The sequence below is a fragment of the Clostridia bacterium genome, from assembly GCA_017410375.1.
Taxonomy (GTDB): domain Bacteria; phylum Bacillota; class Clostridia; order RGIG6154; family RGIG6154; genus RGIG6154.
This window is the reverse complement of record JAFQQW010000058.1, coordinates 40,261-66,174: the sequence shown is the minus strand read 5'-3', so window position 1 is coordinate 66,174 and position 25,914 is coordinate 40,261. Positions and strand designations below refer to the sequence as shown.

Annotated in this window: 22 protein-coding genes; all 22 read left to right on the top strand. The window is 42.3% G+C overall.

The window, feature by feature from the left end; genetic code table 11:
• The 22 genes from IJE10_09265 (at nt 1) to IJE10_09160 (ending at nt 25,911) form a co-directional block, all read left to right on the top strand.
• Nucleotides 1–876 carry a hypothetical protein gene (locus tag IJE10_09265; protein ID MBQ2968292.1) on the top strand — a complete coding sequence of 292 codons (876 nt, stop codon included), beginning with the start codon at nt 1–3 and terminating at the stop codon, nt 874–876.
• Entirely contained in the window at nt 873–2,087 is a 1,215-nt protein-coding gene (locus IJE10_09260; protein MBQ2968291.1) for a glycosyltransferase, read from the top strand. Before IJE10_09265 ends, IJE10_09260 begins: the two co-directional genes overlap by 4 nt.
• Nucleotides 2,084–2,998, top strand: coding sequence for a hypothetical protein (locus tag IJE10_09255; GenBank protein ID MBQ2968290.1), 915 nt, complete (start codon nt 2,084–2,086; stop codon nt 2,996–2,998). The genes IJE10_09260 and IJE10_09255 overlap by 4 nt, the downstream gene beginning before the upstream one ends.
• Nucleotides 2,999–3,198: 200 nt before the next feature.
• Nucleotides 3,199–3,909, top strand: a complete 711-nt coding sequence (locus tag IJE10_09250) for a hypothetical protein (protein ID MBQ2968289.1) — start codon at nt 3,199–3,201, stop codon at nt 3,907–3,909.
• A gap of 123 nt (nt 3,910–4,032) precedes the next feature.
• Nucleotides 4,033–4,947, top strand: coding sequence for a glycosyltransferase (locus IJE10_09245; protein ID MBQ2968288.1), 915 nt, complete (start codon nt 4,033–4,035; stop codon nt 4,945–4,947).
• Nucleotides 4,947–6,065 carry a glycosyltransferase family 4 protein gene (locus IJE10_09240; GenBank protein ID MBQ2968287.1) on the top strand — a complete coding sequence of 373 codons (1,119 nt, stop codon included), beginning with the start codon at nt 4,947–4,949 and terminating at the stop codon, nt 6,063–6,065. The genes IJE10_09245 and IJE10_09240 overlap by 1 nt, the downstream gene beginning before the upstream one ends.
• Nucleotides 6,062–7,231, top strand: coding sequence for a polysaccharide pyruvyl transferase family protein (locus tag IJE10_09235; GenBank protein MBQ2968286.1), 1,170 nt, complete (start codon nt 6,062–6,064; stop codon nt 7,229–7,231). The genes IJE10_09240 and IJE10_09235 overlap by 4 nt, the downstream gene beginning before the upstream one ends.
• An 11-nt stretch (nt 7,232–7,242) precedes the next feature.
• Nucleotides 7,243–8,355, top strand: a complete 1,113-nt coding sequence (locus tag IJE10_09230) for a Coenzyme F420 hydrogenase/dehydrogenase, beta subunit C-terminal domain (GenBank protein MBQ2968285.1) — start codon at nt 7,243–7,245, stop codon at nt 8,353–8,355.
• A gap of 9 nt (nt 8,356–8,364) precedes the next feature.
• On the top strand, nt 8,365–9,663 hold the full coding sequence (locus IJE10_09225) for a hypothetical protein (GenBank protein ID MBQ2968284.1): 1,299 nt from the start codon (nt 8,365–8,367) through the stop codon (nt 9,661–9,663).
• Nucleotides 9,664–9,665: 2 nt separating this feature from the next.
• A complete protein-coding gene (locus IJE10_09220; protein ID MBQ2968283.1) occupies nt 9,666–11,225 on the top strand; it encodes a hypothetical protein in 1,560 nt (519 codons plus the stop codon).
• Between the two features lie 33 nt (nt 11,226–11,258).
• Nucleotides 11,259–14,228, top strand: a complete 2,970-nt coding sequence (locus IJE10_09215; protein ID MBQ2968282.1) for a bifunctional fucokinase/L-fucose-1-P-guanylyltransferase — start codon at nt 11,259–11,261, stop codon at nt 14,226–14,228.
• A gap of 14 nt (nt 14,229–14,242) precedes the next feature.
• Nucleotides 14,243–15,310: a GDP-mannose 4,6-dehydratase gene (locus IJE10_09210; GenBank protein MBQ2968281.1), complete on the top strand. Its 1,068-nt coding sequence runs from the start codon at nt 14,243–14,245 to the stop codon at nt 15,308–15,310.
• A gap of 21 nt (nt 15,311–15,331) precedes the next feature.
• Nucleotides 15,332–16,510: a GHMP kinase gene (locus IJE10_09205; protein MBQ2968280.1), complete on the top strand. Its 1,179-nt coding sequence runs from the start codon at nt 15,332–15,334 to the stop codon at nt 16,508–16,510.
• 5 nt (nt 16,511–16,515) lie between these two features.
• A complete protein-coding gene (locus tag IJE10_09200) occupies nt 16,516–17,250 on the top strand; it encodes a nucleotidyltransferase family protein (protein MBQ2968279.1) in 735 nt (244 codons plus the stop codon).
• 142 nt (nt 17,251–17,392) lie between these two features.
• Nucleotides 17,393–18,577, top strand: coding sequence for a nucleotide sugar dehydrogenase (locus IJE10_09195; protein MBQ2968278.1), 1,185 nt, complete (start codon nt 17,393–17,395; stop codon nt 18,575–18,577).
• Between the two features lie 355 nt (nt 18,578–18,932).
• On the top strand, nt 18,933–19,457 hold the full coding sequence (locus IJE10_09190; protein MBQ2968277.1) for a YgjV family protein: 525 nt from the start codon (nt 18,933–18,935) through the stop codon (nt 19,455–19,457).
• A 73-nt stretch (nt 19,458–19,530) separates the two neighbouring features.
• Complete coding sequence (locus IJE10_09185) at nt 19,531–21,030, top strand: sugar ABC transporter ATP-binding protein (protein ID MBQ2968276.1); 1,500 nt, start codon at nt 19,531–19,533, stop codon at nt 21,028–21,030.
• 31 nt (nt 21,031–21,061) lie between these two features.
• The gene (locus IJE10_09180; protein ID MBQ2968275.1) at nt 21,062–22,081 is read left to right on the top strand and encodes an ABC transporter permease; all 1,020 of its coding nucleotides are present in this window, start codon (nt 21,062–21,064) and stop codon (nt 22,079–22,081) included.
• A 70-nt stretch (nt 22,082–22,151) separates the two neighbouring features.
• A complete protein-coding gene (locus IJE10_09175; GenBank protein ID MBQ2968274.1) occupies nt 22,152–23,189 on the top strand; it encodes a substrate-binding domain-containing protein in 1,038 nt (345 codons plus the stop codon).
• A 232-nt stretch (nt 23,190–23,421) separates the two neighbouring features.
• Nucleotides 23,422–24,234, top strand: coding sequence for an MBL fold metallo-hydrolase (locus IJE10_09170; GenBank protein MBQ2968273.1), 813 nt, complete (start codon nt 23,422–23,424; stop codon nt 24,232–24,234).
• Between the two features lie 12 nt (nt 24,235–24,246).
• Nucleotides 24,247–25,014, top strand: coding sequence for a hypothetical protein (locus IJE10_09165; GenBank protein MBQ2968272.1), 768 nt, complete (start codon nt 24,247–24,249; stop codon nt 25,012–25,014).
• 15 nt (nt 25,015–25,029) lie between these two features.
• Nucleotides 25,030–25,911, top strand: coding sequence for a family 43 glycosylhydrolase (locus tag IJE10_09160; protein ID MBQ2968271.1), 882 nt, complete (start codon nt 25,030–25,032; stop codon nt 25,909–25,911).
• Nucleotides 25,912–25,914: the final 3 nt, after the last annotated feature.

Below are 25,914 nucleotides of genomic sequence, written 5' to 3'. Positions count from 1 at the left end.
ATGCTGTGGAAAATTAAAATGGTACTTAAAGTGCTTACCATAAAGTTCAGTCAGCGGTTTCCCAAGCTGATGAGCGATGAAAGTTATTCAAAGCTTTTGTACTTTATTGTGTTCGGTAAGCGGATGGACATTAAAAATCCAAAAACCTTTAATCAGCATATCATTGCGGAAAAATTAAAGGATGAAAAGTACGGATATGATAAATATACCGACAAGTACGAAGTACATAACTATGTGAAAGAATGTGTCGGCGAAGAGGTTTTGAATGAAGTTTTGGGCGTTTACAATTCTTTTGATGAAATTGATTTTGATAAATTGCCTAAAAGCTTTGCATTAAAGGCAACCCATGCCTCGGGCTTTAACATTATCGTTACCGATAAGGAAAAGCTTGATAAGGCGGATGCCAAGCAAAAGTTTGATAAGTGGCTGAAAACCAATTTCTATTACAAAGACAGAGAAAAGAATTATAAAAACATCAAGCCGCGCATTTTGTGCGACAAATACATTGATTTTTCCGATTGCTTGGCGGAATACAAGCTGTATTGCTTTAACGGAAAAGTGAAGCTGATTTGTCAGAATGTGAATAAAGACGGCAAACGGTATACCAATGTTTTAAGTGAAAAGTTTGAAAAAATCCCCGTAAAATTCGGGTATCCGAATATTGAATATCCGCTTACCGAAAAGAAAGCGGAGCTTGTGGAAATTGCAGAAAAGCTTGCAAAGCCGTTTCGTTTTGTTCGTGTGGATTTGTATGAAAATAACGGTAAAATTCTGTTTAGTGAATTGACATTCCACTCGGGTGGTGGGCTTGTGCCCTTTAATCCGCCTGAATATGACGAAAAATTCGGTCAGTTTTTTGAAGAGGAGAACGTATGAAAATATTTTTCTTGGGTTCGTTAATTAACGACAAGACATTAGATGATATTGCGGTCAAAAGCAAGGTAAAACCTTCCAACGCACCGGTTAATTTTGAAAATATGCTTGTTAAAGGCTTGGAAGAAGCAGGTGCCGATGTTACGGTTGTGTCTTTGCCTACCGTAAGTGTATATCCGGGTGGCAACTTGTTTGCCTGGGGTAAACGTAAAGAAAAGCTTAATTTCGGTAAAGAAGTTACCTGGATTCCCTGCATTAATCTGATGTTTTTAAAGCAGATGTGTGCTGCAATCGGTACACGCAGAGCATTGAAAAAATGGTTGAAAGAAAACAAGGATGTCAAGGATAAGGTGATTTTGAATTACAGCGTGTATCCGCCTTATTCCGCGCCAACACAGAAGTTGGGCAAGAAATACGGTACAAAGACATGCGGTCTGATTTCTGATTTGCCGGCTTACCTTTATAAAATGCACGAAACAAAAGGCTTGAAAACCTTGATGACTGACCATTACAGCAACAAAATGGTAAAGCTGCAGACGGGATTTGATTCATATATTCTGCTTACCGAACATATGGCAAAGAAAATGAAAATTGAAGAAAAACCTGCGGTTTTGGTGGAAGGATTTTCCGATGCAAGCATTTTCGATATTACGGACGATGTACCTAAGAATGACAAAAAAACTGTTATGTATGCCGGTGCCCTTTCCAAAAGCTTTAATATTGACAAGCTTTTAGACGGATTTATGCAGGTAGAGGGCGACTATAATCTATGGTTGTTTGGTTATGGAGATTTGATTGACTACATAAAAGAATGCGAAGCAAAAGACAGTCGCATTCACTATTTCGGCAAGGTTGACCGAAAGGATTTGTTGGAACATCAAAAGGCGGCACACCTTTTGATTAGTGTAAAATCGCCTGATGAAGACCACGCCAATTATGCATTCCCGTCCAAAATTTTAGAATACATGACTTCGGGAACTACGGTGGCATCTACAACAGTCGGCGGTATCCCGAAAGCATATTTTGACTACATTTATCCAATCGAAAATGACTCGGCGGAAGCAATCCGGAACTGTATTGAAACAGTTCTGACGCAGGATGCGCAAGTGCTTGCCGAAAAAGGCGAAGCGTCTAAGCGGTATGCATTGGATGAAAAGAATTATAAGGTGCAGGGTAAGCGAATTGTAGACTTTTTGGGAGGTATTTTAAAATGAAAGCAGGAATACCGTTAATCTTTTTTCATAAAGGCGACTCTTTCTATTTACAATATACATTTAATCAGATTATACAGTCCAACCCCAATTCGGATATTTATTTAATCGGTGACGAAAAAAACAAGCATTATGAAAAGTTCGGCATTCAGCATGTAGATATGACTACCTGCGAAAAAACAGCAAAAGAGTTCGAAAAAATTTATGTGCATTTAAGCAGTATGAACGGATTCGTGGAACGAATTTGTTTCCAGCGGTGGATGTATATGCGTGATTTTGTGTTGCAGGCAGGTATTACGGGCAGATTTTGTTGCCTGGATTCGGATGTTTTGGTATATGGAGACATAACAGAATATCACGATAAATATTGTGGCGATGCCGATGTGACTTTGCATGGGGAATATGGTCCCGGATGTAACGTTTTTAAGAATGTGGATGTGCTTACAAAGCTTGTGGACAACACCTTCAGATATTACACCGACGCGGAATGTTTACAGCATTTGAAAGATGTTCGTGCCAACGAAAAAAACGCCAACGGTGGCAGCAGAAACATTACCGATATGTACATGATTGAAATGTTTGTAAAAGACTGCGGTGTTACCCGTTATGACTTGTTGCAGATTCGGGATAACATTTCGTTCGATAGCCATATTGCCAAAAAAAGTGATACCCGATTTGCGATGAAAGGAATATATAAGGATGTTTCTTTTGAAGATAAAAAGGCATACTGTACAGACACAAAAACAGGGCAACCGGTTATGATGATGCTTTTGCATATTCAAGGCTTTCATAAAAATATAGCATACAGGTATTACGCAGGCGATCCCAAAAAGGTTATGTCTGTCTGGAAAGCGAGATACAGATTTTTGTATCAGATTTTAAAACGGAAAATGTCTGCTTTGTTGAAACGTTGAAACGGAAAGGATATGGTGAACAGGATGAAAGCACTGTATAATAAATGTAGGGTTGCCGGTTTATGGCGATTAGTCCGTAAAAAATTAAAATGTTTTACGTTGTCTAAAGAGAAGAAATACGCAGGACGACCGTTGATGTCTGCCGAGCAGGCGAATCATGTAATTAAAGATGCACATTGGTGCAGGCTTTGGAAATGGACATGGGGAAAAGAGAAAAAATCAGCGACGACTGTATGTTGAGTTTGTGTCGGAATGCAGGATTTTTCCCGAATGATGCCGATCTGGGATACCGTTTCGGCAAAATGCAGGGTGATTTATCCCGCGAAGCGGATTTGTATGGTGTTTATGCTTGGCCCATGGAAGATTTTTTGCTTCAATTGTATTCACCACAGGCAAAAGTTTGCGTTCCCCGCGGACTGGAGCCTTATTACTGGAATGAACCCTGGTCAGCTGCATTGAAAGGCAAAAAAGTTTTGGTTATCCATCCGTTTGAGGAAACCATTCGCAGTCAGTATGAAAAAAGAGAGCTGTTGTTTGAAAATCCGGATGTACTGCCCGAATTTGAATTGAAAACAATAAAAGCGGTACAGTCTTCAGCTTTTTTTGAAACTTCCTTCGAAACTTGGTTTGATGCACTGAACTATATGTATGACGAGGCAATGAAAATAGATTTTGATGTTGCGATTCTCGGTTGCGGTGCGTATGGGTTTTCTCTCGCTTGCATGTTGAAAAAAGCAGGTAAAACCGCAATACATATGGGTGGCGCTACACAAATTTTATTTGGTATCAAGGGTAACCGTTGGGATAATCATCCCATTGTTTCCAAATTGTACAACGAACATTGGGTTCGTCCTTCCAAAACGGAAACGCCGGAAAAAGCACAGCAGGTGGAAGGCGCTTGCTATTGGTAATTTAAGTGAATATGTCAGCCGCTGTGTCGGAAGACGGTGCGTGACATATTGCCCGCTTTATGCGGATTAAGAAATTGTCGTCCAAAGCATATAGTTTGTTCGGCGACAGATAGGAGCAAAATTATGAAAGCACCAATTGTTGTTTTTGTTTATAACAGAGCGGACCACGCAAAAAGATTGCTGACCTCTCTTTCAAAATGTCCTGAAGCAAAGGAAAGCAAGTTGTATATTTTTTCGGATGGTCCTAAAAATGAAAAGGTTGCCGAAAAAGTGGAGCAGGTGCGGGAATATATCCGTTCCGATGCGATCAAAGAATGGTTTGGCGAAGTAGAGGTTGTGGAAGCTCCCCAAAACCAGGGGCTGGCAAACTCGGTTATTTCGGGTGTAAACAATGTTATCGGCAAGCACGGCAATGTGATTGTTGTGGAAGATGATAACGTGGTTTCGGAAGATTTTCTGGATTATATGAACAGAGGTTTGGAATTTTATCGTGACAATCAAAAAATCTGGGCGTTGGGCGGATACACATTGCCCATAACCTTCCCTGCTGATTATAAACATGATGTTTTTGTGATGGGCAGGGGTTCCAGTTATGCCTGGGCGACCTGGAAAGACCGTTGGGAAAAAATCGACTGGGAAATCCGTGACTATAAAACATTTATAAAAGATAAAAAGCAAGTTAAAGCTTTTAATAAAACCGGTTGCGACAGAACCGAGATGCTGATGTCGCAAATGGAAGGCAGAATTGATTCCTGGGCAATTCGTTTTACATATAACGCCTTTAAAAATGATATGCTTTTTGTTTTGCCGAAAGAAACATTGGTTTCCAACGGCGGAAACGACGGGTCGGGCGTACATGTAAGCAGCGCAGATACCCGTTTTGATACGGAAATTAACGAAAATAAGGGAAAAGTGCGTTTTGAAAATGTAGAATTAGACGCGCGCATTGAAAAGGCGGTTGCACAAATATTCCGTCGACCCCTTATGCTCCGCTGGAAGAAAAAAATAAGGAAATTACTGAAACGGGGCAAAAAATAATGAAGATTCTTTTTATCAATCACGCAGGTGTGTGGGGCGGTTCTTCAGTCAGCATGATGCAGTTGGCAAATGCACTTAAAAATCGTGGAGATTCCGTTTCCTTTTTAAACACAACCAAGCCTGAAGATACATGCAAACGTTTGGAAAAGGATGGTTTTTCGGTGCAACGTGTGCCGTGGGTTATGTCAAATCCTTACTATAACGGTGGTGTGACCAATCTGTTGTCGCCCTCATTCTGGAGTTCCATGCGCCATGTGTGCAAAACGAAAAAAATCATAGAAAATTGTATTAAAAATAGTGATTGTGATTTGGTGATTGCCAATTCACTTACCTTATTTTATACAGGGGCGATTGCAAAGAAATATGGCAAGAAAGCCATTTGTCTGCAAAGGGAAACTTTGCCGGACACTCTGTATGCATCACATATCCGTAAACAAATGGCAGCACATTTTGATGGGTTGGTGTTCATTTCGGCATATGATATGCACTTTTTCGACAAGTCAGATATTTTTAAAACTGTTTTATATGATAAAGTGGATTTTGATTTGTATGACAAGCAGGAAGGCTTTTTAAATTCCGACAACCCCAAAAAGATACTGTTTCTGGGTGGTATCAATCGATTGAAGGGAACATTGACGGCATTAAAAGCATTGAAAGAAACAGAAAACTGTAAATTGTTAATTGTTTCTTCCAAAACCTTTGAAGAAGCACAGGCACAAAGTTATGCCAAAACTTGTCTTATGTATATACGAAAGCATGGTCTTGCAGACAAAATTGAAATTGTTCCGCCTACACAACAGGTGGAACAATTGTATGCAGCTTGTGATACGGTACTGTTTTCGCCGACTAAGGCGCATCAGACGCGATTGATATATGAGGCGTGTGCGGCAAGAAAGCCGATTGTTGTGCCAGATTATGACAATTTAAAAGAATTTATGTATGGGCATGTATTTGCGTATCGCAAAGACGACCCGAAAAGCTGTGCCGATGCATTACGTAACGCTATGGCCGGGGAAATCGATTTCGACAAAGCGTATGCGGCGTGCAAAGCCAAGCACAACGCAACCGATCTGGAAGCGGAAATGCAAGCAATTTTTGATGAGGTGAATAAGCTGTGAAAAAAAGATATTATATGTACGGACATGGCGGATGTAATAACCATGGTTGTGAAGCCATTGTGGTGTCCAGCGTAAATATGATTGGCAAAGAGGATAACGAATTTGTGCTTTCCAGTCTGGAAAAGGCGGCGGATGATCGTTTTCTTCCAAAGGGAACAATAAAAGAAATTTATCCCGACAGTTATACAAAAAACAAGTTTTTGCGTAAAATTTACGGTGCTTGGCGTAAATTCTTTAAAGATGAAGAAATTGTGGCAAGAAAAACATATCCGAATTTTAAAAAGAGTATCCAAAAACAACCGAAGGATACAGTGTTCATGTCCATTGGCGGGGACAACTATTGTTGCGAAACGCCTGCATGGTTGTATTACAGTAACCGTTTGATTGACAAGGCCGGTTTTAAACGTGTCTTGTGGGGGTGCAGTGTGGATGCGGCATTTTTAAATGATGCCATGATTGCTGATTTGGACGGCTATGCACTGATTACCGCACGCGAAGAAGAAACCTTTAATGCGTTGTCCGGAAAATTGAAAAATGCAAAGGTGGTACGGGTGTCCGATCCCGCTTTTACCATTCAGAAGGAAGACAGTAAATTTGAGGTGGAACCCAATACGGTGGGCATCAATTTCAGTCCCATTGTTACGCAGGGCGGCAAAAATGCAGATGTACTTAAATCGGTGCAGAATCTGATTGAATACATTTTAAATGATACCGAAAAAAATATTTTGTTTATTCCACATGTAAATTTTGACGGAAACAGCGACTATGCTTGTATGAAACCACTGTTTGACCAATATGTACATACCGGACGTGTGAAAATAATCGGTACTGATTATAAATATGCACAGCTTCGGGATATCATTTCCAAATGTGAAATGTTAATTTGTGCAAGAACCCATTCTTCCATTTCGGCATACGCGATGTGTGTGCCTACATTGGTTATCGGGTACAGCATAAAATCTGTCGGCATTGCACGGGATTTGTTTGGCACCGAGCAAGGATATGTCATTTCCATGAAAGATATGCACGGCAAGGATGAACTTACACAGGCATACCGTGCGTTGGATGACAAAAAAGAGGAAGTTCGTGCACATTTGCAGGAAATTATGCCCGAATATGTTGAAAATGCATATACCGCCGCAAAGGCGTTGAAGGAATTATTATAAAGGAGAGTACAATGAATATCCGTTTGCCCGAAAATGAATGTGTCGGTTGCGGTGTATGTGCCGAAGGTTGTCCCGCACAGGCGATAATCATGCGAGAAAATACAGAGGGATTTTTATATCCGGAGATAGTCGGTACGCGATGTACACAATGCGGTAAATGTATGCGCAACTGCGTTGCCTTGCAAAAGACGGTACAGACGGACATTCGGGAAAGTGTGTACGCAACGGTACATAAATCCCCTGAAGTATTGCAAAAATCTTCTTCGGGCGGGATGTTTTCTGCTTTGGCGATGTGGATCATCGGGCAGGGCGGCACCGTGTTCGGTGCGGCATTTGATGAGAAAGGTATGCTTTCCCATCAGGCGGCAAATAACCAAAACGAGCTCGCAAAACTGCTTGGTTCCAAATATGTACAAAGCAATCTTTACGATGCATTACCGCTTCTGAAAGAAAAGGCGGATGCAGGCGAGAAAGTTCTGATTTGCGGAACACCTTGCCAGATTGGTGCAGTTAAAGCGTTTTTGGGTGCGCGTGACAATGTGTACCTTGTGGATTTTTTATGCCACGGTGTAGGCAGTCCGAAAGTTTTTGATTTTTACAGTCGGAAAATTGCCAAAGGGAGACCTGAAAAAATCGCGTTTCGGGATAAGCGTATTTCCTGGCGGGCGTACAGTGTACGCATTCAGTCGGCAAAAGTCAGATATTGCAAATATCATCAGGACGATTTGTATATGCGCGGGTATCTGCAGAATCTGTTTTTGCGTAAAAGTTGTTATACCTGCAGTGCGCAGGATAAAATGCACGCATCGGATATAACGATAGGTGATTTCTTTGATATTGCCAAATATGATGCGACTTTCGCGGATGAGAGAGGCACAGGAAAAGCCATTGTGCACACCTCGAAAGGTGAGGCATTGCTGCAAGCGGCAAAAGAAGATTGTCGTGTGAAAAAAATAGAACATACCGCCATGGAACAACATCAGAATATAGCAATGCACAAAGAGAGAGACGCCTTTTTTGAAGGATTAAGTGCGGAAAATATTTTGAAGAAATTGAAAAAATATACGGTGTCGCCGCCCTTTAAAGTGTGGTTATACCGAAAAATTAAGTATAGATGTAAATGAGGAAGTGAAATGATGTACAATTTGGAAAGAAAAGCAGATTTCAGTGAAAAATTCTGGCTGTTTTCCAATTACTTTTTTGCAATGGTATCCATCTTTTTGATGATTGTGCCTATTGTACAAGCGCCCCTTTTGGGTGGTTTGTATACGCTTATCATGGCAACCGTTATGGGCGGATGGTTTTGCACAAGTTACTTTTTAAGACCAAACTGGTTTTTTAACGGAACAATATGTGGTGTGCTGGCATTCCTTTTTATCGGGATATATGTATATTTTGCCTTGCTTGGTATCGGTAACGCGGCAGAAATGTTTATTATGATTGCAGGACCGTGGTATGTATTTCTTGTATACTATTACTATTATTATACCGATAAAAAGCAAGCGCTCGGTTCTTTGGGGTGCGTTGTTTTTCTTGCATTTGCGTTTACGCTTTTTACAACATTGCTCGGTCTTATTGAAAATCCGGCATCCTATCGTGAATTTTCAAGTCAAACCGACATGATAGCGGAAAACTATTTCAAAAATATCGGTAATGTGCATCATATTTACTGCTCTATTCTGATCGGTACAATGCTTTTGTGTATGTTACAAGGCAAATGCTTAAAAAAATGCTGGGTGAGAGTGGCGGCTTGGATTATTGTTATCATTTGTTTTTGTCTTGCACTTATTTGCTCAACCGGTACTGTTTTTGTTTGCGCTTTTCTTGCGCCTGTTTTGGTTATTTTGCAAAACAGAACGCCTGCAACCAAATTTGTGGTGACTATTTTTTCGCTTGCTTTCTTGCTGTTTTTTAAAAGTGTTGTTGGTGCGTGGTTACAGGAAGCGGCAACACACATTGAAAATCACTATATATCCTGGAAGGTTTATGATATGGGCAGCTCGCTGATTGGCGGTGAGGCGACCGGTGATATGGCGGCACGAAGCGACCGTTGGCTGTGGGACTTGGAGACTTTCTTCAACACCTATGGTCTCGGGGTTGGCTCTTACTATCAGGGGGCGGGCAACGGTACATATGTTGTGCACGAACATTCGCAGTTGTTCTCGGATATGGCAAGATATGGATTTTGGTTCACTGCGGCTATGGGTGTTTTTTACTACAAAATGGCTGAAACTATCAAAAAGGGGTTTGAAAAATTAAATTTAAACTGCAAATATACGGCTTTGTATATTATCTTCTTTATTATGTATGTTGCACAGCCCGTTATGTTAAATTTTATCATTCCTACATGTATTCTTTTTATGGTGCCGGCTTCGCCCTACATCATAGATTATGTTAATCAAAAAACCACGCGGAAATTGAAAAGGAGGTAAACATGGCGGAAAGCAGAACGCATAGTTCGTTTCAAAATTTAAAATACGGCATGTTGAATACACTCTTGATTACAATTTTGCCATTTGTTACCAGAACATTTTTTATCAAATTTTTGGGGCAGAATTATTTGGGGATTGATGCGGTTTTCTTAAACATCATCAATATGATTGAAATCGTAAATGTGGGTATCGGGACTGCCATTACATACAGTGTGTACAAGCCTATTGCGGATGGGGATACCGAAAAATGCCGTACATTGTTCCGCTTGTACAGAACGTGTTATTATATAATAGGCGTTGTGGTGCTGTGTATCGGGCTGGCTTTGATGCCGTTTTTGGATTCTTTGCTGAAAGAAACGCCGGATATCCCTGAAAATCTTTACGTAATTTATCTTTTTATGTTGCTCAGCACGGTTTCTTTCTATTTTTTTGCAGACAAGCAATGTGTGATTGTTGCACACCAAAAATCGTACATTGTTTCAAAAGTCAAAATAGTCAGTGTTGCGGCAATTAATATTCTGGAGATTTTCTTCTTGTTCCTGACAAAGAAATATATGGTATATCTCGCACTGCAGTCCTTACAGAATACCGTTATATACGGATTTGTTTCATATAAAGCCAAAAAGCTGTATCCGCAATTTTTTGGTGGTAAGGTGAATCCTGTTGACCCCGAAGACAAAAAGAATATTGTCAAAAATACCACTGCGTTGGTGTTCAATCGCGCGGGGAGTCTGATTATTAACTGCACCGACAGCTTTATTATTGCTTCTTGTGTAAATGTTGCTTCGGCAGGTTTTTATTCTAACTATCTTGTTATTAAAAATGCGTTAAACAATTTCACCATGATGTTTACCTCTTCTTTGACGGCAAGCATCGGTAATCTGAATGCATCTGAAAAAAGTGCCGACAAACAGAGGTTGTATGATGTATTCTGCCATACATATTTTGTTAATTATTTCATTCATGCTTTCTGTAGTATTTGTATGATTTGCCTGTTTGAACCCTTTATAGCACTTTGGTTGGGTAAAACTTACTGTATGGGTATTGAGGTTGTGCTGATTGTTACGGCAAACTTTTATTTCCTGGGTGTGCAGAAGACAGCTGAACAATTTAAATCTGCCTGTGGTCTGTTCTGGCAGGACAGATACAGAGTGTTTATTGAATCTATTATGAATCTGATTGTTTCGCTGATATTGGTACGCCATTACGGTGTGTTCGGCGTTTTGGCAGGTACGTTAATCAGTAACATTCTGGTTACCTTTTGGGTGGAGCCTTTGATTGTGTATAAACACGCTTTGCAACGCAATGTGTGGCTTTATTATTCCAAAAATGCGGCGTATCTGCTGATTGCGGCGGCAGGGGCATTCTTGATGTACAAACTGAATTTCTTGGTATTCGGTATGAAAACGAGTTTGGTCGCATTTGTGTTGCGCGCAGGGTTTACTGCCGTTTTGACCGCAGCATTCCTGCTTTTGGTGTTTGCGCGAAACAATTATTTGAAAGAAACTGTTAAAATGGCGAAAACACTTTTATTTTCCCGCTTTCTTAAACACGCAAAATAAGCTCAATATATAAATTGAAATGAGGAGAAAACGATGAAAAATATGACATCACTTTTCTTATCACAATCCTATAAAGATACCTGGGATGACTATAACCGCTCTTTGACCAAAGCCGGATTTGCCGGGTGGGATTATGTGGTGCTTACTGCATCCAACCAAAAGCAGGCAGAGGGGTTTATGATGCAAATTGAAGACAGACAGAAAAATGGTATGCTTCCGTCTGAAACTCATTTTGCGGTCATTCCCGACCCCGAAGGTAAACGTGTCGGCTCGGGCGGTGCAACTTTGGGCGTGTTGAAATATATTTCGGAACACGCAAAAACAACTGATTTTAAAAATCTGAAAATTCTGGTTATTCATAGTGGCGGTGACAGTAAGCGAGTACCACAGTATTCTGCGCTTGGAAAACTGTTTTCGCCTGTACCTCATACTTTGCCCGACGGCAGAGCATCTACTTTGTTTGATGAATTTATGATTTGTATGTCTTCTGTGCCTTCGCGCATCCGTGAAGGGATGTTGCTTTTGTCGGGCGATGTTTTGCTATTGTTTAATCCCCTGCAGATTGACTATTCCGGAGTAGGTGCTGCGGCAATTTCCTTTAAAGAAGATGTTCAAACCGGCAAAAACCACGGCGTATTTTTAAATGGTGAGGACGGCAATGTGCGTAAATTCCTGCACAAGCAAACGGTGGAAACTTTAACCGAACAAGGCGCGGTGAATGAACGCGGTGCGGTAGATATTGATACCGGTGCAGTTGTTTTCTCTGCCGATATGTTAAAAGCCCTTTTCGGACTTATTGCCGAAGAAGGTAAATTTGATGCTTTTGTAAACGAAACGGTTCGTCTTTCTTTGTATGGTGATTTCTTATATCCTTTGGCGAGCGACTCTACTTTGGAACAGTTTTATAATGAAGCACCCGAAGGTGAGTTTTGTGCAGAATTAAAAGAAGCAAGACAAAAGGTGTGGGAAGCTTTAAGACCTTTCCGCATGAAGCTTTTGCGTTTAGCACCTGCCAAGTTTATTCATTTCGGTACTACCCGTGAAATTATGGAGCTTATGGCAGAGGGCGTTGAAAATTACAAGGATTTGGGCTGGAGCAGACAGGTCAATAGCAGTATCACCAAAAATGCAGGTGGCTACAACAGCGTACTTTCGGATGAAGCGGAAATTGGCGAAAACTGCTATTTAGAGGTTTCGTATGTGCATCATGATGCGAAGGTGGGCAACAATGTGGTGCTGTCTTACATTGACATTCATGACGAAACGGTGCCTGATAATGTGGTTCTGCACGGCTTAAAGCAAAAGGATGGGAAATTTGTGGCACGCATTTACGGCGTGACCGATAATCCCAAAGAAAATATGTTCTTTGGACAGAGTTTAGAGGTGTTTTTAGAGAAAAACGGTTTAAAAGAAACCGATATCTGGGGGTCAGACAATCATACCCTATGGATGGCGAATTTATATCCTGCTTGCGACAACATTAAAGATGCGGTTGCAGCAGCACTTAACGTGTATGCTATGGCGCAGGGTAAGGGGGATAAAGAGGCATGGCGCAAGGCGGAAAGACAAAGCTTATCGTCAGGCTTTAACCATGCAGACCCCAAAGCCATTATTGACTGGAATCAGCGCATGCATGAGTTGGTTTGCATGGACGGTTTGGTCAAGCTTATCAAAGCAAAAGTGCCTGCGGAGGACGCGAAAAAACTGCTTCAGGCAGACAAATTAACCTGCATTCAGCAGGAATGGTTAGAGCGCAGACTGGCGCAGGCGGATTTCTCTATGGCGATGCGTCTTTACTATTACATCGGTGTAGCTTTAGGCGGTGCCGAGGGTGAAAAATTCATTGCCAAATGCTTTAAAACCATTCAGGAGGGCATTTTAAAAGGAACCCTGAATAATCTTAAATTTAATGAAACCTGTAAAATTGCAAAGGATAAGCACACCGTAAAACTGCCCTTAAGAGTCAACTGGGGCGGTGGCTGGAGCGATACGCCGCCTTACTGCATGGAAAACGGCGGTACAGTATTAAATGCGGCAATCTTCTTAAACGGCGAAAAGCCTGTGGAAGTGACTTTAATCAAGATTCCCGAAAAGAAAATTGTGTTTGACAGCCGGGACATGGATGTGCACGGAGAATTTGATACCATTGAGCCTTTACAGCAAACAGGTGACCCTTATGACCCCTTTGCGTTGCAAAAGGCGGCACTTCTGGCATGCGGTATCATTCCCAAAGAGGGACACAATTTAGAGGAGATTTTAACCCGTCTCGGTGGTGGGTTTGAAATGCATTCCGAGGTAACCAATGTACCCAAAGGCTCGGGACTTGGTACGTCCTCTATTCTGTCTGCTGCATGCGTGAAAGCTGTGTTTGAGTTTATGGGCATTGCGTTTACCGAGGATATGCTCTACAGCCATGTGCTTTGCATGGAACAGATTATGTCCACAGGCGGTGGCTGGCAGGATCAGGTGGGCGGTGTCACAAGCGGCATTAAATACATCACTTCCCGTCCTGCACTTAATCAGCAATTAAAGGTAGAGCATGTGGAAATTGATGAACAAACCAAAAAGGAATTAAACGAACGGTTTGCGTTAATCTATACGGGACAAAGACGACTTGCCAGAAACCTGCTTCGGGATGTGGTCGGCAGATATGTGGGCAATCAGCCCGATTCGCTGTATGCCTTAAACGAAATTCAGCGTGTGGCAGTGCTCATGCGATTTGAATTAGAACGTGGCAATGTGGACGAGTTTGCAAAGCTGTTAAACCGCCATTGGGAGCTTTCTCAAATGGTAGATGCAGGCTCTACAAATACCCTGATTGACCAGATTTTTGCATCCATAGAGGATTTAATTTGCGGTAAGCTCATCTGCGGTGCAGGCGGTGGCGGATTCTTACAGGTTATCTTAAAAAAAGGCGTGACCAAGGAAGCCGTACACAAACGATTAAAAGAAGTGTTCCAGGACAACAGCATTGATGTGTGGGGTTGTTCGTTGGAATTTTGAGTAAGGAGTATATAATGAGAGAAAAGAATGTAAGCTTTGAAAACAAAACCATACTGGTAACCGGTGCGGCAGGCTTTATTGGTGCAAATTTGGTGTTATCGCTCATGAAAACCGATACGCCCATGCATATTGTGGGGTTGGATAACATGAACGATTACTATGATGTGTCTATCAAAGAGTACCGTTTAACCGAAATTGAAAAGGAGCAGGCAAAGCATAACGCAAAATGGACCTTTGTAAAGGGCAATATTGCAGATAAAGTGATGCTGGAGGGCTTATTTGAAGAACACAAATTTGATGTGGTGGTAAACCTTGCGGCACAGGCAGGGGTGCGGTATTCCATTACCAATCCCGATGTGTATATTGAGTCCAATTTAATCGGGTTTTACAACATTTTAGAGGCGTGCAGAAACCATCCTGTAGAGCATTTGGTGTATGCCTCCAGTTCCTCGGTTTACGGTTCGAACAAAAAAATTCCCTATTCCACAGACGATAAGGTGGACAATCCCGTGTCGCTGTATGCGGCAACCAAGAAGTCCAATGAGCTTCTGGCACACTCCTATTCAAAGCTTTATAACATTCCTTCCACGGGGCTTCGGTTCTTTACCGTTTACGGCCCTGCAGGACGTCCCGATATGGCATATTTCGGCTTTACCAATAAGCTGATTAAAGGCGACACCATTGAAATTTTCAATTTCGGCAACTGCAAGCGTGATTTTACCTTTGTGGACGATATTGTAGAGGGTGTGATGCGTGTTATGGCGTGTGCACCCGAGAAAAAAGCAGGGGAGGACGGCTTACCGCTTCCGCCCTATGCGGTATATAACATCGGCAACAACTCACCCGAAAATTTACTGGATTTTGTGGATATTCTGCAGCAGGAATTAGTAGGTGCCGGCGTGCTTCCGAAGGATTTTGATTTTGATGCACACAAAAAGTTAGTACCCATGCAACCGGGTGACGTGCCGGTAACCTATGCAGACACCTCTGCTTTGGAAGCGGACTTTGGCTTTAAGCCGTCCACGTCACTTCGAGAGGGATTAAGAAAATTTGCAAAATGGTATAAAGAATTCTATTTATAATTGGAGTTAATATAAGTTATGATGAGATGTCAGGAGAAGTTTTTTGAAATTTATCACAGAGAAGCGGAGGCGCTTGCCTTTTGTCCTTACCGCATTTGCCCCATTGGTGCCCACAGCGACCATCAGTTGGGCAAAATTACGGGCTTTGCCATTGACAAGGGCATTCATATCGCCTACCGTCCCAAACAGAACGGGGTCATTGAATTAAATTCCCTGCAATTTGACAAGCGTGCGCAGTTCCATGTATCGTCCATTCCAAAGGAAAAGCAGAACGACTGGGCAGATTATCTGCGCGGTGCGGCACTGGCCCTTGCCAAAAGAAGAAACTTAGAAATCGGGCTTTGCGGTGTGATTGAGGGTAGCTTGCCTATCGGGGGCTTATCTTCCTCGGCGGCGGTTATCATTGCGTTTTTGTCCGCACTTTGTAAGGTGAACAATGTAACCCTTTCTCCGATTGAAATGATACTCACTGCAAAGGAAGCGGAAAATAAATATGTGGGTGTTTCTTGTGGTAAGCTGGACCAGTCTTGCGAAGTGTTTTCCAAAAAGGATAAGCTTTTGTACTTAGATACAATGGACGACAGCTTTGAGTTGATTGACACAAATCCCAACATGAAGCCCTATAAGCTTATGGTGCTGTTTTCAGGCGTGGAAAGAACCCTTGCAGGCTCCAAATTTAACATGCGAGTGGACGAATGCCGTTCGGCGGCGTATGCGTTGCAGGCGTATGCAGGTATGGAGTACGGCAAATTTGAAGAAGCGAATTTAAGACACGTTCCGTATGAAGTGTATTTGAAATACAAAGAAAAACTGCCTGAAAACTGGGCAAAGCGTGCCGAGCACTGGTACACCGAATTTGACCGGGTGCAAAGGGGTGCAGAGGCCTGGAGAAAGGGCGATATTGAAACCTACGGCAAGCTTTCTTTTGAAAGCGGTCATTCTTCCATTTATAATTGGGAAACCGGCTCGCCCGAGCTTAAAACCCTTTATGAAATTATGACCAAAACTGACGGTATTTACGGCGGAAGATTCTCGGGTGCAGGCTTTAAGGGGTGCTGTATGGCGCTTATCGACCCTGCCTTTGCAGAAAAAATTGAGCAACAGGTAAGCGAAGAATATTTAAAGGCGTTCCCGGAACTTAAGGGCAAGTACTCGGTACATTTTTGTGACAGTGCCGACGGTGCAGAATTAGGAGTGTGAACAATATGAAATGTTTGATTTTAGCGGCAGGCTATGCCACAAGACTGTATCCTTTAACCGAAAATTTCCCCAAGCCTCTTTTAAAGGTTCAGGACAAGACCATTTTGGACTGGCTGATTGACGATATTGACACTTTGGGTGAGATTGACGAATATGTGGTGATTTCCAACCACAAGTTTGCCCATCATTTTGATGCCTGGGCGGCTGAAAAGAGCCAGAAAATCACAGTTGTGGATGACGGCACCGAATCCAATGAAACCCGCTTAGGGGCGGTAAAGGACATTCAGTTTACCATTGATCAATTAGGGCTTGATGACGATATGTTGGTTATCGCAGGGGATAATCTGTTGGATTTTTCGCTTACCGAGTTTATTAAGTACGCAAAAGCAAAGCAGACCTCCTGCATTATGCGTTACTATGAAGAAAGCGATCAGAAGCTTTTAAAATGCGGTGTGGTAACCGTTGATGAAAATGATTTGGTTTTGAAAATGACCGAAAAATCGCCCAATCCCGAAACCCATTGGGCAACCCCGCCCTTTTATTTCTATACCAGGGACGATGCGCGCCTTGTGGAAAAGGGCATCAACGACGGCTGCGGTGTGGACGCGCCCGGAAGCTACATTGCATGGCTTTGTCAGCAGACTAAGGTGCATGCCATGGAAATGCCCGGCAAGCGCTATGACATCGGCAATTTAGAAAGCTACGAACAGGTACAGAAGGATTATAAAGGTATAAAATAAATTTTAATACAGCACATTGCATTTTCGTTGCCATAGGAGACACCACAGGGACGAGTAGTGCATAAAACCTACCGGCTGTTTGAAACCGCCACAGAGATGTCGGGCGGGGAGAGCAGAAAACTTAAGAAAGAGGTATGTTTTTATGAAAATTGCAGTTGCAGGCACCGGGTATGTAGGACTTTCGGTTGCCGTTCTTCTGGCACAGAAAAATACCGTTACGGCGGTAGACATTATTGAAGAAAAGGTGAATATGATTCACAATCGCATTTCACCCATTCAGGACAAGGAAATTGCAGAATATTTAAGCAAAAAAGAACTGAATTTAACCGCAACCACAGACGGGGCGTCTGCGTACAAGGATGCGGATATGGTTGTCATCTCCACCCCCACAAATTATGACCCGAACAAAAATTATTTTGATACGTCCTCGGTAGAAAGTGTGATCGAGCAGGTGATTGCAGTAAACCCCGATGCGGTGATGATTATCAAATCCACCGTGCCGGTAGGCTACACCGAATCGGTGCGGGAAAGATTTTGCTGTGACAACATTTTGTTCAGCCCCGAATTTTTGCGTGAGGGCAGAGCACTTTATGACAATTTGTATCCCAGCCGTATCATTGTGGGTGTGCCGGTAAAGAATGCACGCCTTAGAAAAGCGGCAGAAACCTTTGCAGGTCTTTTAAAAGACGGGGCTTTAAAAGAGGATATTGAAATCCGCTACATGAACCCTACAGAGGCAGAAGCGGTAAAGCTTTTTGCAAACACTTACTTAGCCCTTCGCGTATCTTTCTTTAATGAGTTGGATACCTATGCACAGGTGCGGAATTTAGACACAAAATCCATCATCGAGGGGGTTGGCTTAGACCCCAGAATCGGCAATCACTATAACAATCCCTCTTTCGGGTACGGCGGCTACTGTCTGCCCAAAGACACAAAGCAGTTGCTTGCAAACTACAATGATGTGCCCCAAAACATCATTTCGGCAATTGTGGCGGCAAACGGCACCCGAAAAGATTTTATTGCAGACCAGATTATCGCAAAGCAACCCAAGACGGTTGGCATTTACCGTCTGACCATGAAGGCGGGGTCGGACAATTTCCGTCAAAGCTCTATTCAGGGGGTTATGAAGCGTATCAAGGCAAAGGGCATTGAGGTGGTTATTTATGAGCCGACCATGCATGATGACAAATTCTTTAACAGCCGTGTAATCCGTGATTTGGCAGAGTTTAAGGAAATCAGCGACGTAATTCTGGCAAACCGCTATTCGGAGGACATTGCGGATGTTTTAGATAAGGTGTATACCAGAGACTTATATTTCAGAGATTAAGAAGCGGAGCGAAAGCTCCGTTTTTTTTGCGGAAAGTATTGAAAGTTAATATTTTTTATGATATAATGAGTTTGCAAAGCAAACTCAATGAATTGCCTTCGTCGTGAATTGAAATCTGTGATTTCATGAATTGAGCCTTGCGGCTCATGAATTACACTTCGTGCATTATATAGGCAATTCAATTCATGTTGCGATAGCAACAATTCATGGCTTTAGCCAATTCATGACAACGAAGTTGTCAATTCATTAAAAACAAGGTGCATCTTTCCTGTAACCTAATTATATAATTAATATAAATAATATATTGTTTCGGATTTTCATAAAATTATAGGGATACATTAAAACGGGGTGAAAAATGGGCGTCAGAGAGATTACTGGACAAGTTTTCGGTATATTCGGACTTTTGTTGTTTGTGTTGTCTTTTCAGTGCAAAAACAGTAAAAAACTGGTTTTTGTGCAGGGGATAGGCGGACTGATGTTTTTTATAAACTTCTTGCTTATAGGCGCATATGGCGGTGCACTTTTTAATCTTACAATTCTGGTAAGAGGCGTGCTGTATATGAAGAAGAACAATAAAATATGGAAGATGCTACTTGTAGAGGCACTGTTTACGGTTGCGTATATCTATTCACTGACCTTGCTTGAAGGGGATATCCTTCAAATTATATTAACGACACTTCCGTATGTTTCGCTTTTGGTGGTGAGTGTATTGATGTGGTATGAGGCCGGAAAGAAGATAAGATATTTTCAGGTTGCAGCACTTTCTCCTGCTTGGCTGATTCATAATATTTTCAATTTTACACTGGGCGGAATAGTGGCAGAGGTTTTCAATATGATTTCAGCGGTTGCTTCGCTGGTAAGGTTTAAAAATAAGGTCTGAACGTAAATAAAAAAGATATTGACGAGGAAATGGCAATATGGTATGATGGTTTTAGGGAGAAAGGAGAGAAAATATGGGTCAGATTATTCTTGAAATGAAAGACATAGACAAGAGATTTTCGGGAGTCCATGCTTTGAAAAATGTAAACCTGGAGCTGGAAGAGGGCGAAGTGCATGCTCTTATGGGTGAGAACGGAGCAGGAAAATCAACTCTTATGAAGGTTTTGTGCGGAATTCATAAGCGCGACGGCGGTGAAATCCGTCTTTTTGGACAGGAAGTGGAATTTGGCACCATTAAAGAGTCTCAGGACGCCGGCATAAGCATTATTCACCAGGAACTCAATATGATGAATCATTTAACGGTTGCACAAAACATTTATATAGGCAGAGAGCCTATGGTGAAGGGGATATACATAGACGATAAAAAGATGGAGCAGGACGCGAAGGAGTTGTTTGACAGAATCGGTGTTAAAATAGACCCCTCTGCGGTGCTCGGTACGCTTACTGTGGGAAAACAGCAAATGGTTGAAATTGCCAAGGCGGTTTCAAGAGATTGCAAAATACTGATTCTTGATGAACCTACTGCTGCCTTAACGCAGGTTGAAGTTGAAGAACTTTTTAAAATTATGAATGACCTTAAGGCTAAAGGTATAGGCATGATATATATTTCGCACCGTATGGATGAAATCAATCGGATTTCTGACCGGATTACCGTAATGCGCGACGGTGAGTATGTAGGAACTGCCCTGACAAAAGATACAACCAAAGATGAAATCGTTAAAATGATGGTCGGAAGAGTCATTTATGGCGATAAAAAGGAACAAAGTAGTGTTCCGGAGGATGCAGAAGTTGTACTTGAGGTTAGAAACTTAACCAGAGGCAAGGAAATAAAGAATGTAAGCTTCAAATTAAGAAAAGGCGAAATATTAGGCTTTTCGGGGCTTATGGGCGCCGGAAGAACGGAGGTTGCACGTGCAATCTATGGTGCAGACCCTATTGACAGCGGTGAAATTTTCGTGAATGGAGAAAAAGTTAAAATCAAGACACCGGAGGATGCAGTAAAGAGAGGCATTTGTTATCTTTCGGAGGACAGAAAAAGATACGGGCTAATGCTTGATAAATCTGTTGCGGAAAATTCAGCGCTGGCATCCCTTGAAAAATTCATTCAATTCGGATGGATTAACGATAGAATGGTCGAAGCGGAAACGGCAAAGGAAAATGAGAAGCTTAAGACCAAAACTCCTTCCATGAAGCAATTGCTTAAAAATCTCTCGGGCGGAAATCAGCAGAAGGTTATTATTGCAAGATGGCTTCTCGAAAATTCAGATATTTTTATATTTGACGAACCCACAAGAGGTATTGATATTGGAGCAAAGAGCGAGATGTATACTTTGATGGAAGAACTTACATCTCAAGGCAAGTCAGTTATTATGATTTCATCTGAACTGACAGAAATCCAGAGACTTAGTGACAGGGTTGTGGTAATGTGTGAAGGTCGTATAACCGGTGAGATTGACATAAAGGATGCAACACAGGAAAAAATAATGGCTTATGCTACAATGAGAGAACAATAAGCAGTTGTTTGATGAAGGGAGAGAATATAGTATGAAAAATTCATTTGCAGCTTTAGTAAGGAAAAGCATGCAGAACATGATTATCATCGCTGCGCTTGCAGTTCTGGTGCTTGTATTCTGGATATTGAATCCAAATTTTTTAGGGAAATATAATATAGTCAGTATGGCACAGTCATTGGCTCCATATGCTATTATGGGACTTGGTGTTACATTTGTCATTGCAACAGGCGGTATCGACCTTTCGATCGGTACAACTTGCATTGCGGCAGCAGTTGTTGCAGGTAAGCTGTATATGAACGGCATGCCTCTTGGGTTTACAATTCCTGTTATGATAGCAATTGGTGCCGTAGTTGGCTTTGTAAATGGACTTTTGGTTGCTAAGCTTAAAATTCCGGCATTTATAGCTACGCTCGGAACAATGATGTTTGGAAGAGGGCTCAGTGCAATTATAGTTTCGATTCCCAATATCTTTTTCCCGGGTGGAACATGGTTTAATAAAGTGTTTTCAAACTTTAACGGCGTACCTGTGGGCTTGCTGTGGGTGTTGCTGTTTGCACTGATTTGTATGTATCTTATGTACAAATGCAAAATTGGAAGATACATACTTTCAATCGGCAGTAATGAAGAAGCGACAAGGCTTTCGGGTATAAACACAGACAAATACAAAATTATTGCTTATACAATCGCAGGAATTGCAACAGGTATTGCAGCGATTTTCTGGGCAGCATCCTTTACAACAGTAGCATCCGCAACAGGCAATGGTATGGAGCTTGATGCCATTGCAGGCGTATACATCGGCGGTACATCCGCTGCTGGCGGTACTGCTTCAATTGCCGGCTCTGTAATCGGTGCGATTATGCTTGTTGTAATCAGAAGTGGACTTAACTTTGTACTTGCACGATTCAATTTAAATGTAAATTCAACGTATGTTACATATGTTTTAACAGGTATCATTGTCGTCGTAGCAGTACTTATGGACGTTATTAAAAACAAAAATGCGAGCAAAGTTAAAATAGAAAAGAAGCCTAAAAAAGAAAAAGTGAAAGCTTAATATTAAGCAAAAAAATAAAGCGCGCGCAAAACAAAAGAAAAGCAAAAAATAAAAAAAAGGAGGATGTTTTATGAAAAAAGTATTATCACTTATTTTGCTGGCAACAATTCTTGTGGCTACTCTTACAGGTTGCGGTGGTACCGGCGAAGCAACAGGAGGTAAGACCATTGCTGTAGTTGCAAAAGGCGAATCACACGCATTCTGGCAGTCTGTAAAAGCAGGTGCGGAAGCAGCGGGTGCTAAATATGGTTACGAAATCACATTCAGAGGGCCTGCGAGTGAATCGGCAAAAGACCTTCCCTCGCAGATGGAAATGGTTCAGACAGCGCTTTCCAACAATGCATCGGCTATCGTATTAGCGACTATTGGTGAAGGCTTTGTTGATCTCCTGACACAGGCTAAGGATAATGATATTCCCGTAGTTCAGTTCGACAGCGGTATCTGGGCAAACGATATTGCAGCATTGGATGCAGCAGGCAAAAACCCGTTGGTTGCACATGTTTCAACAAGTAACTATCTTGCAGCAGGCACAGTTGCTGAAAATTTCTATGCAGTGCTCAAGGACGATATTGCAGCTTCTGACGGCTATATCATCGGTGTGATTCAGCACGATGAAACGCAGACCGGTATTGACAGAGCGGCAGGCTTTATTGATAAGTTCAAAGAGCTTGCAGATGCTGACGAAGCAACAAAGGGTAAATACACAATTGAAAAGGAAGTTAAGCCCGGTGATGCAGATAATGCTTATAAAGCAGCTCTCGAAGCACTTGCCGAAAAGGGTGCAGATGCCATCTTTATGTCAAACGAAGGCGTTGTTAAACAGGTTTATGATGCTATCGGTGCTGCCGGTGCAAAGTATGATGCAATCAAGTTTGCAGGATATGATGCCGGTACAAAACAGATTGAATGGATGAAGAAAACAACAGGTCCTAAGCTTATAGGTTCTGTTGCACAGGATTCGTTCCAGATTGGTTATCAGGCAGTTGAACAGGCGGTATTTGCTCTGGAAGGCAAGGAGGTTCAGAAGAAGGTTGATATCTCCGGTGCATGGTGGGATGCAACAAACGTTGACGAAATGATTGAAAAGAATCTGGTGTATCAGGGATAAAAATGAATAAGTGCGCAGCGTTTTAGATTTTGAGTAAGCGTCCTCGTAATGGGGACGCTTGTTTTTGTGCAGAAAATGGGGATTTTTGTGCAGAGGTTATTGAAATCGAAATTTGTTTGTGATAGAATAGAACTAACTTAATTTCAATCTGTCCGGAATACGTTCGCAAATTCTATGGGGAACTTTGCAAAATGGGTAGTGGACAGACCAATTTTTAGGGGAGGAATAAAATATGAAACTTACATTTTTAGGAACTGCGGCGGCAGAGGGCTTTCCGGGTGTTTTTTGCAGATGCGAAAAATGTCTTGTATCCAGACGGTTAAAGGGTAAAAACATCCGTACCCGTTCTCAGTCTATTATAAACGACGATTTGCTGATTGACTTGCCTGCAGATACGTTTCATCATTTTCTGGAAAATGATATTGAAGGAGATAAAATCAAGTTTTTGTTGGTGACACACAGCCACAGCGACCATTTTTATCCCAACGAGCTGCACTACAAGCATCCGCCCTTTGCACACAACATGCGCGAGAACAATCTGAAAGTGATTTGCGGAGGGGATGTGTACCGCTACTTTGAAGAAAATGGTGCATCCAAGCAGACAGAGGTTATTAAAATAGAGCCTTTTGAGACGGTTGAAGCAGGGGACTATCAGATTACCGCCCTGCCTGCCCGTCATGCGGAGGGAAGCGGTGCGCTGATTTATATCATCCGTCAGGGTGACAAAACCCTTTTCTATGCCCATGACACGGGCTACCTCTACGATGAGGTATTTGCGTATATTGCCGAGAATAACATTCGGTTTGACATGATTTCCTTTGACTGCACCAATGTGAATATACCTGCATCGGATGAGGGCGGACACATGGGTATTGCAAACATTCAGCGTGTGCGCGAACGGTTAGGCGATGCAATCAAGCCCGATACAAAGCTTTACATCAACCATTTTTCTCACAACGGCGCGCCCATTCACCATGAGCTGGAGGCACAGGTAAATCCCATGGGACTGGAAGTGTCTTACGACGGTTGCGTGGTGGAATTTTAAGAGGTGTCTGTTATGAGAATTATGACAAGCAATATCTGGGGCGACTATTTCGGGAACCCGGTAGAGGTGCGTGAGGACGGCATTTTTGAAACCTTCCGGAAATATGCACCCGATGTAATCGGCTTGCAGGAAATTACCCAAGGATGGTACAATGCAAAGCTGTTCAAACGCCTTTCGGAAAACTACCGTATTTTGGGTACAGAGCTTTTTTATAACAACAATTATGTGCCTATGGCAATTTCAAAGACATGGGATATTTTGGCAAAGGGATATGAATATTTAACCGAAACGCCCGACCAATCCAAAGCCGTTACCTGGGCGGTTATTGAAAAAGACGGAAAACGGCTTGGTGTTTTCAACACCCATTTCTGGTGGAAATATGATTGTCCAAAGGATGATGAAATCCGTGTGCGAAATGCCAAACAGCTTGTTGGATTGATGCGTTTTGTGAAAGAGCGTTTTGATTGTCCCGTGTTCGGGTTTGGCGATTTGAACAGTAAAAGAGACCATCCGGTATTTAAGGTGTTTCAGGGCGAAAAGGCAGAGGTGCTTTTTGACCTGACCGAAAATAAAGATGATGTGTCCACCATGCACGGGGACCCGGTGGCGGATGAAAAGGGCTTTTACCATGGCAAGACCACCCAAAATCCGTACAGTATGTCGCTGGATTATATTATCGGCATGGGCACATTTAAAACAGAGCAGTATCGGGTGGTTTGCGATAAAGCCATATTGGATGCCACAGACCATTCTCCCGTTTTTGCGGACATTTGTTTATAAAAAGGAGAAAATAACATGAAAAATACAGATATTAACATCAGAGATCCCTTTGTGCTTTATGAGGACGGAAAATATTATATGTACGGAAGCCGGGGCAGCGAAACCTGGGGCTTATGCACAGGGCTTGATGTGTATGTAAGCGACGATTTAGAGACCTTTTCCGACCCCATTGAGGTGTTTACACCCCCTGCGGATTTTTGGTCGGACAGAAATTTCTGGGCGCCCGAGGTGCATAAATATGAGGGTGCATATTATATGTTGGCTACCTTTTATGCCAAAGACAAAATGCGCGGTACGCAGATTTTAAAGGCAGAAAGTCCTTTGGGTCCCTTTAAATTACATAGCGAAGGTCCCGTAACACCTGCTGACTGGATGTGCTTAGACGGTACGCTCCACATTGAAAACGGCACGCCTTATATGGTGTTCTGCCACGAGTGGGTGCAGGTGCACGACGGAGAAATGTGCGTCATTGAATTGTCAAAGGATTTGACAAAAGCGGTAGGCGAGCCCAAGGTGTTGTTTACGGCATCCTCCCTTCCCGGGGTGTGTGAAGTGGGGTATGCGCCGGGGCAGAATTGTGACAGTAAAGGCAACTTTGTTACAGACGGTCCGTTTATGTACAGAACAAAAAGCGGTCGTTTGCTTATGATTTGGTCGAGTTTTACCAAAGAGGGCTACTGCGAAGCCATTTCTTATTCGGATAACGGCTCTGTACTTGGCAACTGGGCACACGAAGAAAAGTTGCTTTTCTCCAAAGACGGCGGACACGGTATGCTGTTTTATGACAAAGCAGGCGACATGAAATTTGCATACCATCAGCCCAACAATCCCAAAGGTGCAGAACGTCCGCATTTTGCAGATGTGGAAGAGAAAAACGATACTTTGATTGCAAAATAAGAG

Excerpts from the sequence above, each read along its gene's own strand:
- IJE10_09250 (MBQ2968289.1), top strand. The coding sequence starts at position 3,199 with ATGGGGAAAAGAGAAAAAATCAGCGACGACTGTATGTTGAGTTTGTGT.
- IJE10_09245 (MBQ2968288.1), top strand. The coding sequence starts at position 4,033 with ATGAAAGCACCAATTGTTGTTTTTGTTTATAACAGAGCGGACCACGCA.
- IJE10_09220 (MBQ2968283.1), top strand. The coding sequence starts at position 9,666 with ATGGCGGAAAGCAGAACGCATAGTTCGTTTCAAAATTTAAAATACGGC.
- IJE10_09265 (MBQ2968292.1), top strand. The coding sequence starts at position 1 with ATGCTGTGGAAAATTAAAATGGTACTTAAAGTGCTTACCATAAAGTTC.
- IJE10_09165 (MBQ2968272.1), top strand. The coding sequence starts at position 24,247 with ATGAGAATTATGACAAGCAATATCTGGGGCGACTATTTCGGGAACCCG.
- IJE10_09260 (MBQ2968291.1), top strand. The coding sequence starts at position 873 with ATGAAAATATTTTTCTTGGGTTCGTTAATTAACGACAAGACATTAGAT.
- IJE10_09205 (MBQ2968280.1), top strand. The coding sequence starts at position 15,332 with ATGAGATGTCAGGAGAAGTTTTTTGAAATTTATCACAGAGAAGCGGAG.
- IJE10_09200 (MBQ2968279.1), top strand. The coding sequence starts at position 16,516 with ATGAAATGTTTGATTTTAGCGGCAGGCTATGCCACAAGACTGTATCCT.
- IJE10_09215 (MBQ2968282.1), top strand. The coding sequence starts at position 11,259 with ATGAAAAATATGACATCACTTTTCTTATCACAATCCTATAAAGATACC.
- IJE10_09185 (MBQ2968276.1), top strand. The coding sequence starts at position 19,531 with ATGGGTCAGATTATTCTTGAAATGAAAGACATAGACAAGAGATTTTCG.
- IJE10_09180 (MBQ2968275.1), top strand. The coding sequence starts at position 21,062 with ATGAAAAATTCATTTGCAGCTTTAGTAAGGAAAAGCATGCAGAACATG.
- IJE10_09255 (MBQ2968290.1), top strand. The coding sequence starts at position 2,084 with ATGAAAGCAGGAATACCGTTAATCTTTTTTCATAAAGGCGACTCTTTC.
- IJE10_09240 (MBQ2968287.1), top strand. The coding sequence starts at position 4,947 with ATGAAGATTCTTTTTATCAATCACGCAGGTGTGTGGGGCGGTTCTTCA.
- IJE10_09190 (MBQ2968277.1), top strand. The coding sequence starts at position 18,933 with ATGGGCGTCAGAGAGATTACTGGACAAGTTTTCGGTATATTCGGACTT.
- IJE10_09210 (MBQ2968281.1), top strand. The coding sequence starts at position 14,243 with ATGAGAGAAAAGAATGTAAGCTTTGAAAACAAAACCATACTGGTAACC.
- IJE10_09170 (MBQ2968273.1), top strand. The coding sequence starts at position 23,422 with ATGAAACTTACATTTTTAGGAACTGCGGCGGCAGAGGGCTTTCCGGGT.
- IJE10_09195 (MBQ2968278.1), top strand. The coding sequence starts at position 17,393 with ATGAAAATTGCAGTTGCAGGCACCGGGTATGTAGGACTTTCGGTTGCC.
- IJE10_09160 (MBQ2968271.1), top strand. The coding sequence starts at position 25,030 with ATGAAAAATACAGATATTAACATCAGAGATCCCTTTGTGCTTTATGAG.
- IJE10_09225 (MBQ2968284.1), top strand. The coding sequence starts at position 8,365 with ATGATGTACAATTTGGAAAGAAAAGCAGATTTCAGTGAAAAATTCTGG.
- IJE10_09175 (MBQ2968274.1), top strand. The coding sequence starts at position 22,152 with ATGAAAAAAGTATTATCACTTATTTTGCTGGCAACAATTCTTGTGGCT.
- IJE10_09230 (MBQ2968285.1), top strand. The coding sequence starts at position 7,243 with ATGAATATCCGTTTGCCCGAAAATGAATGTGTCGGTTGCGGTGTATGT.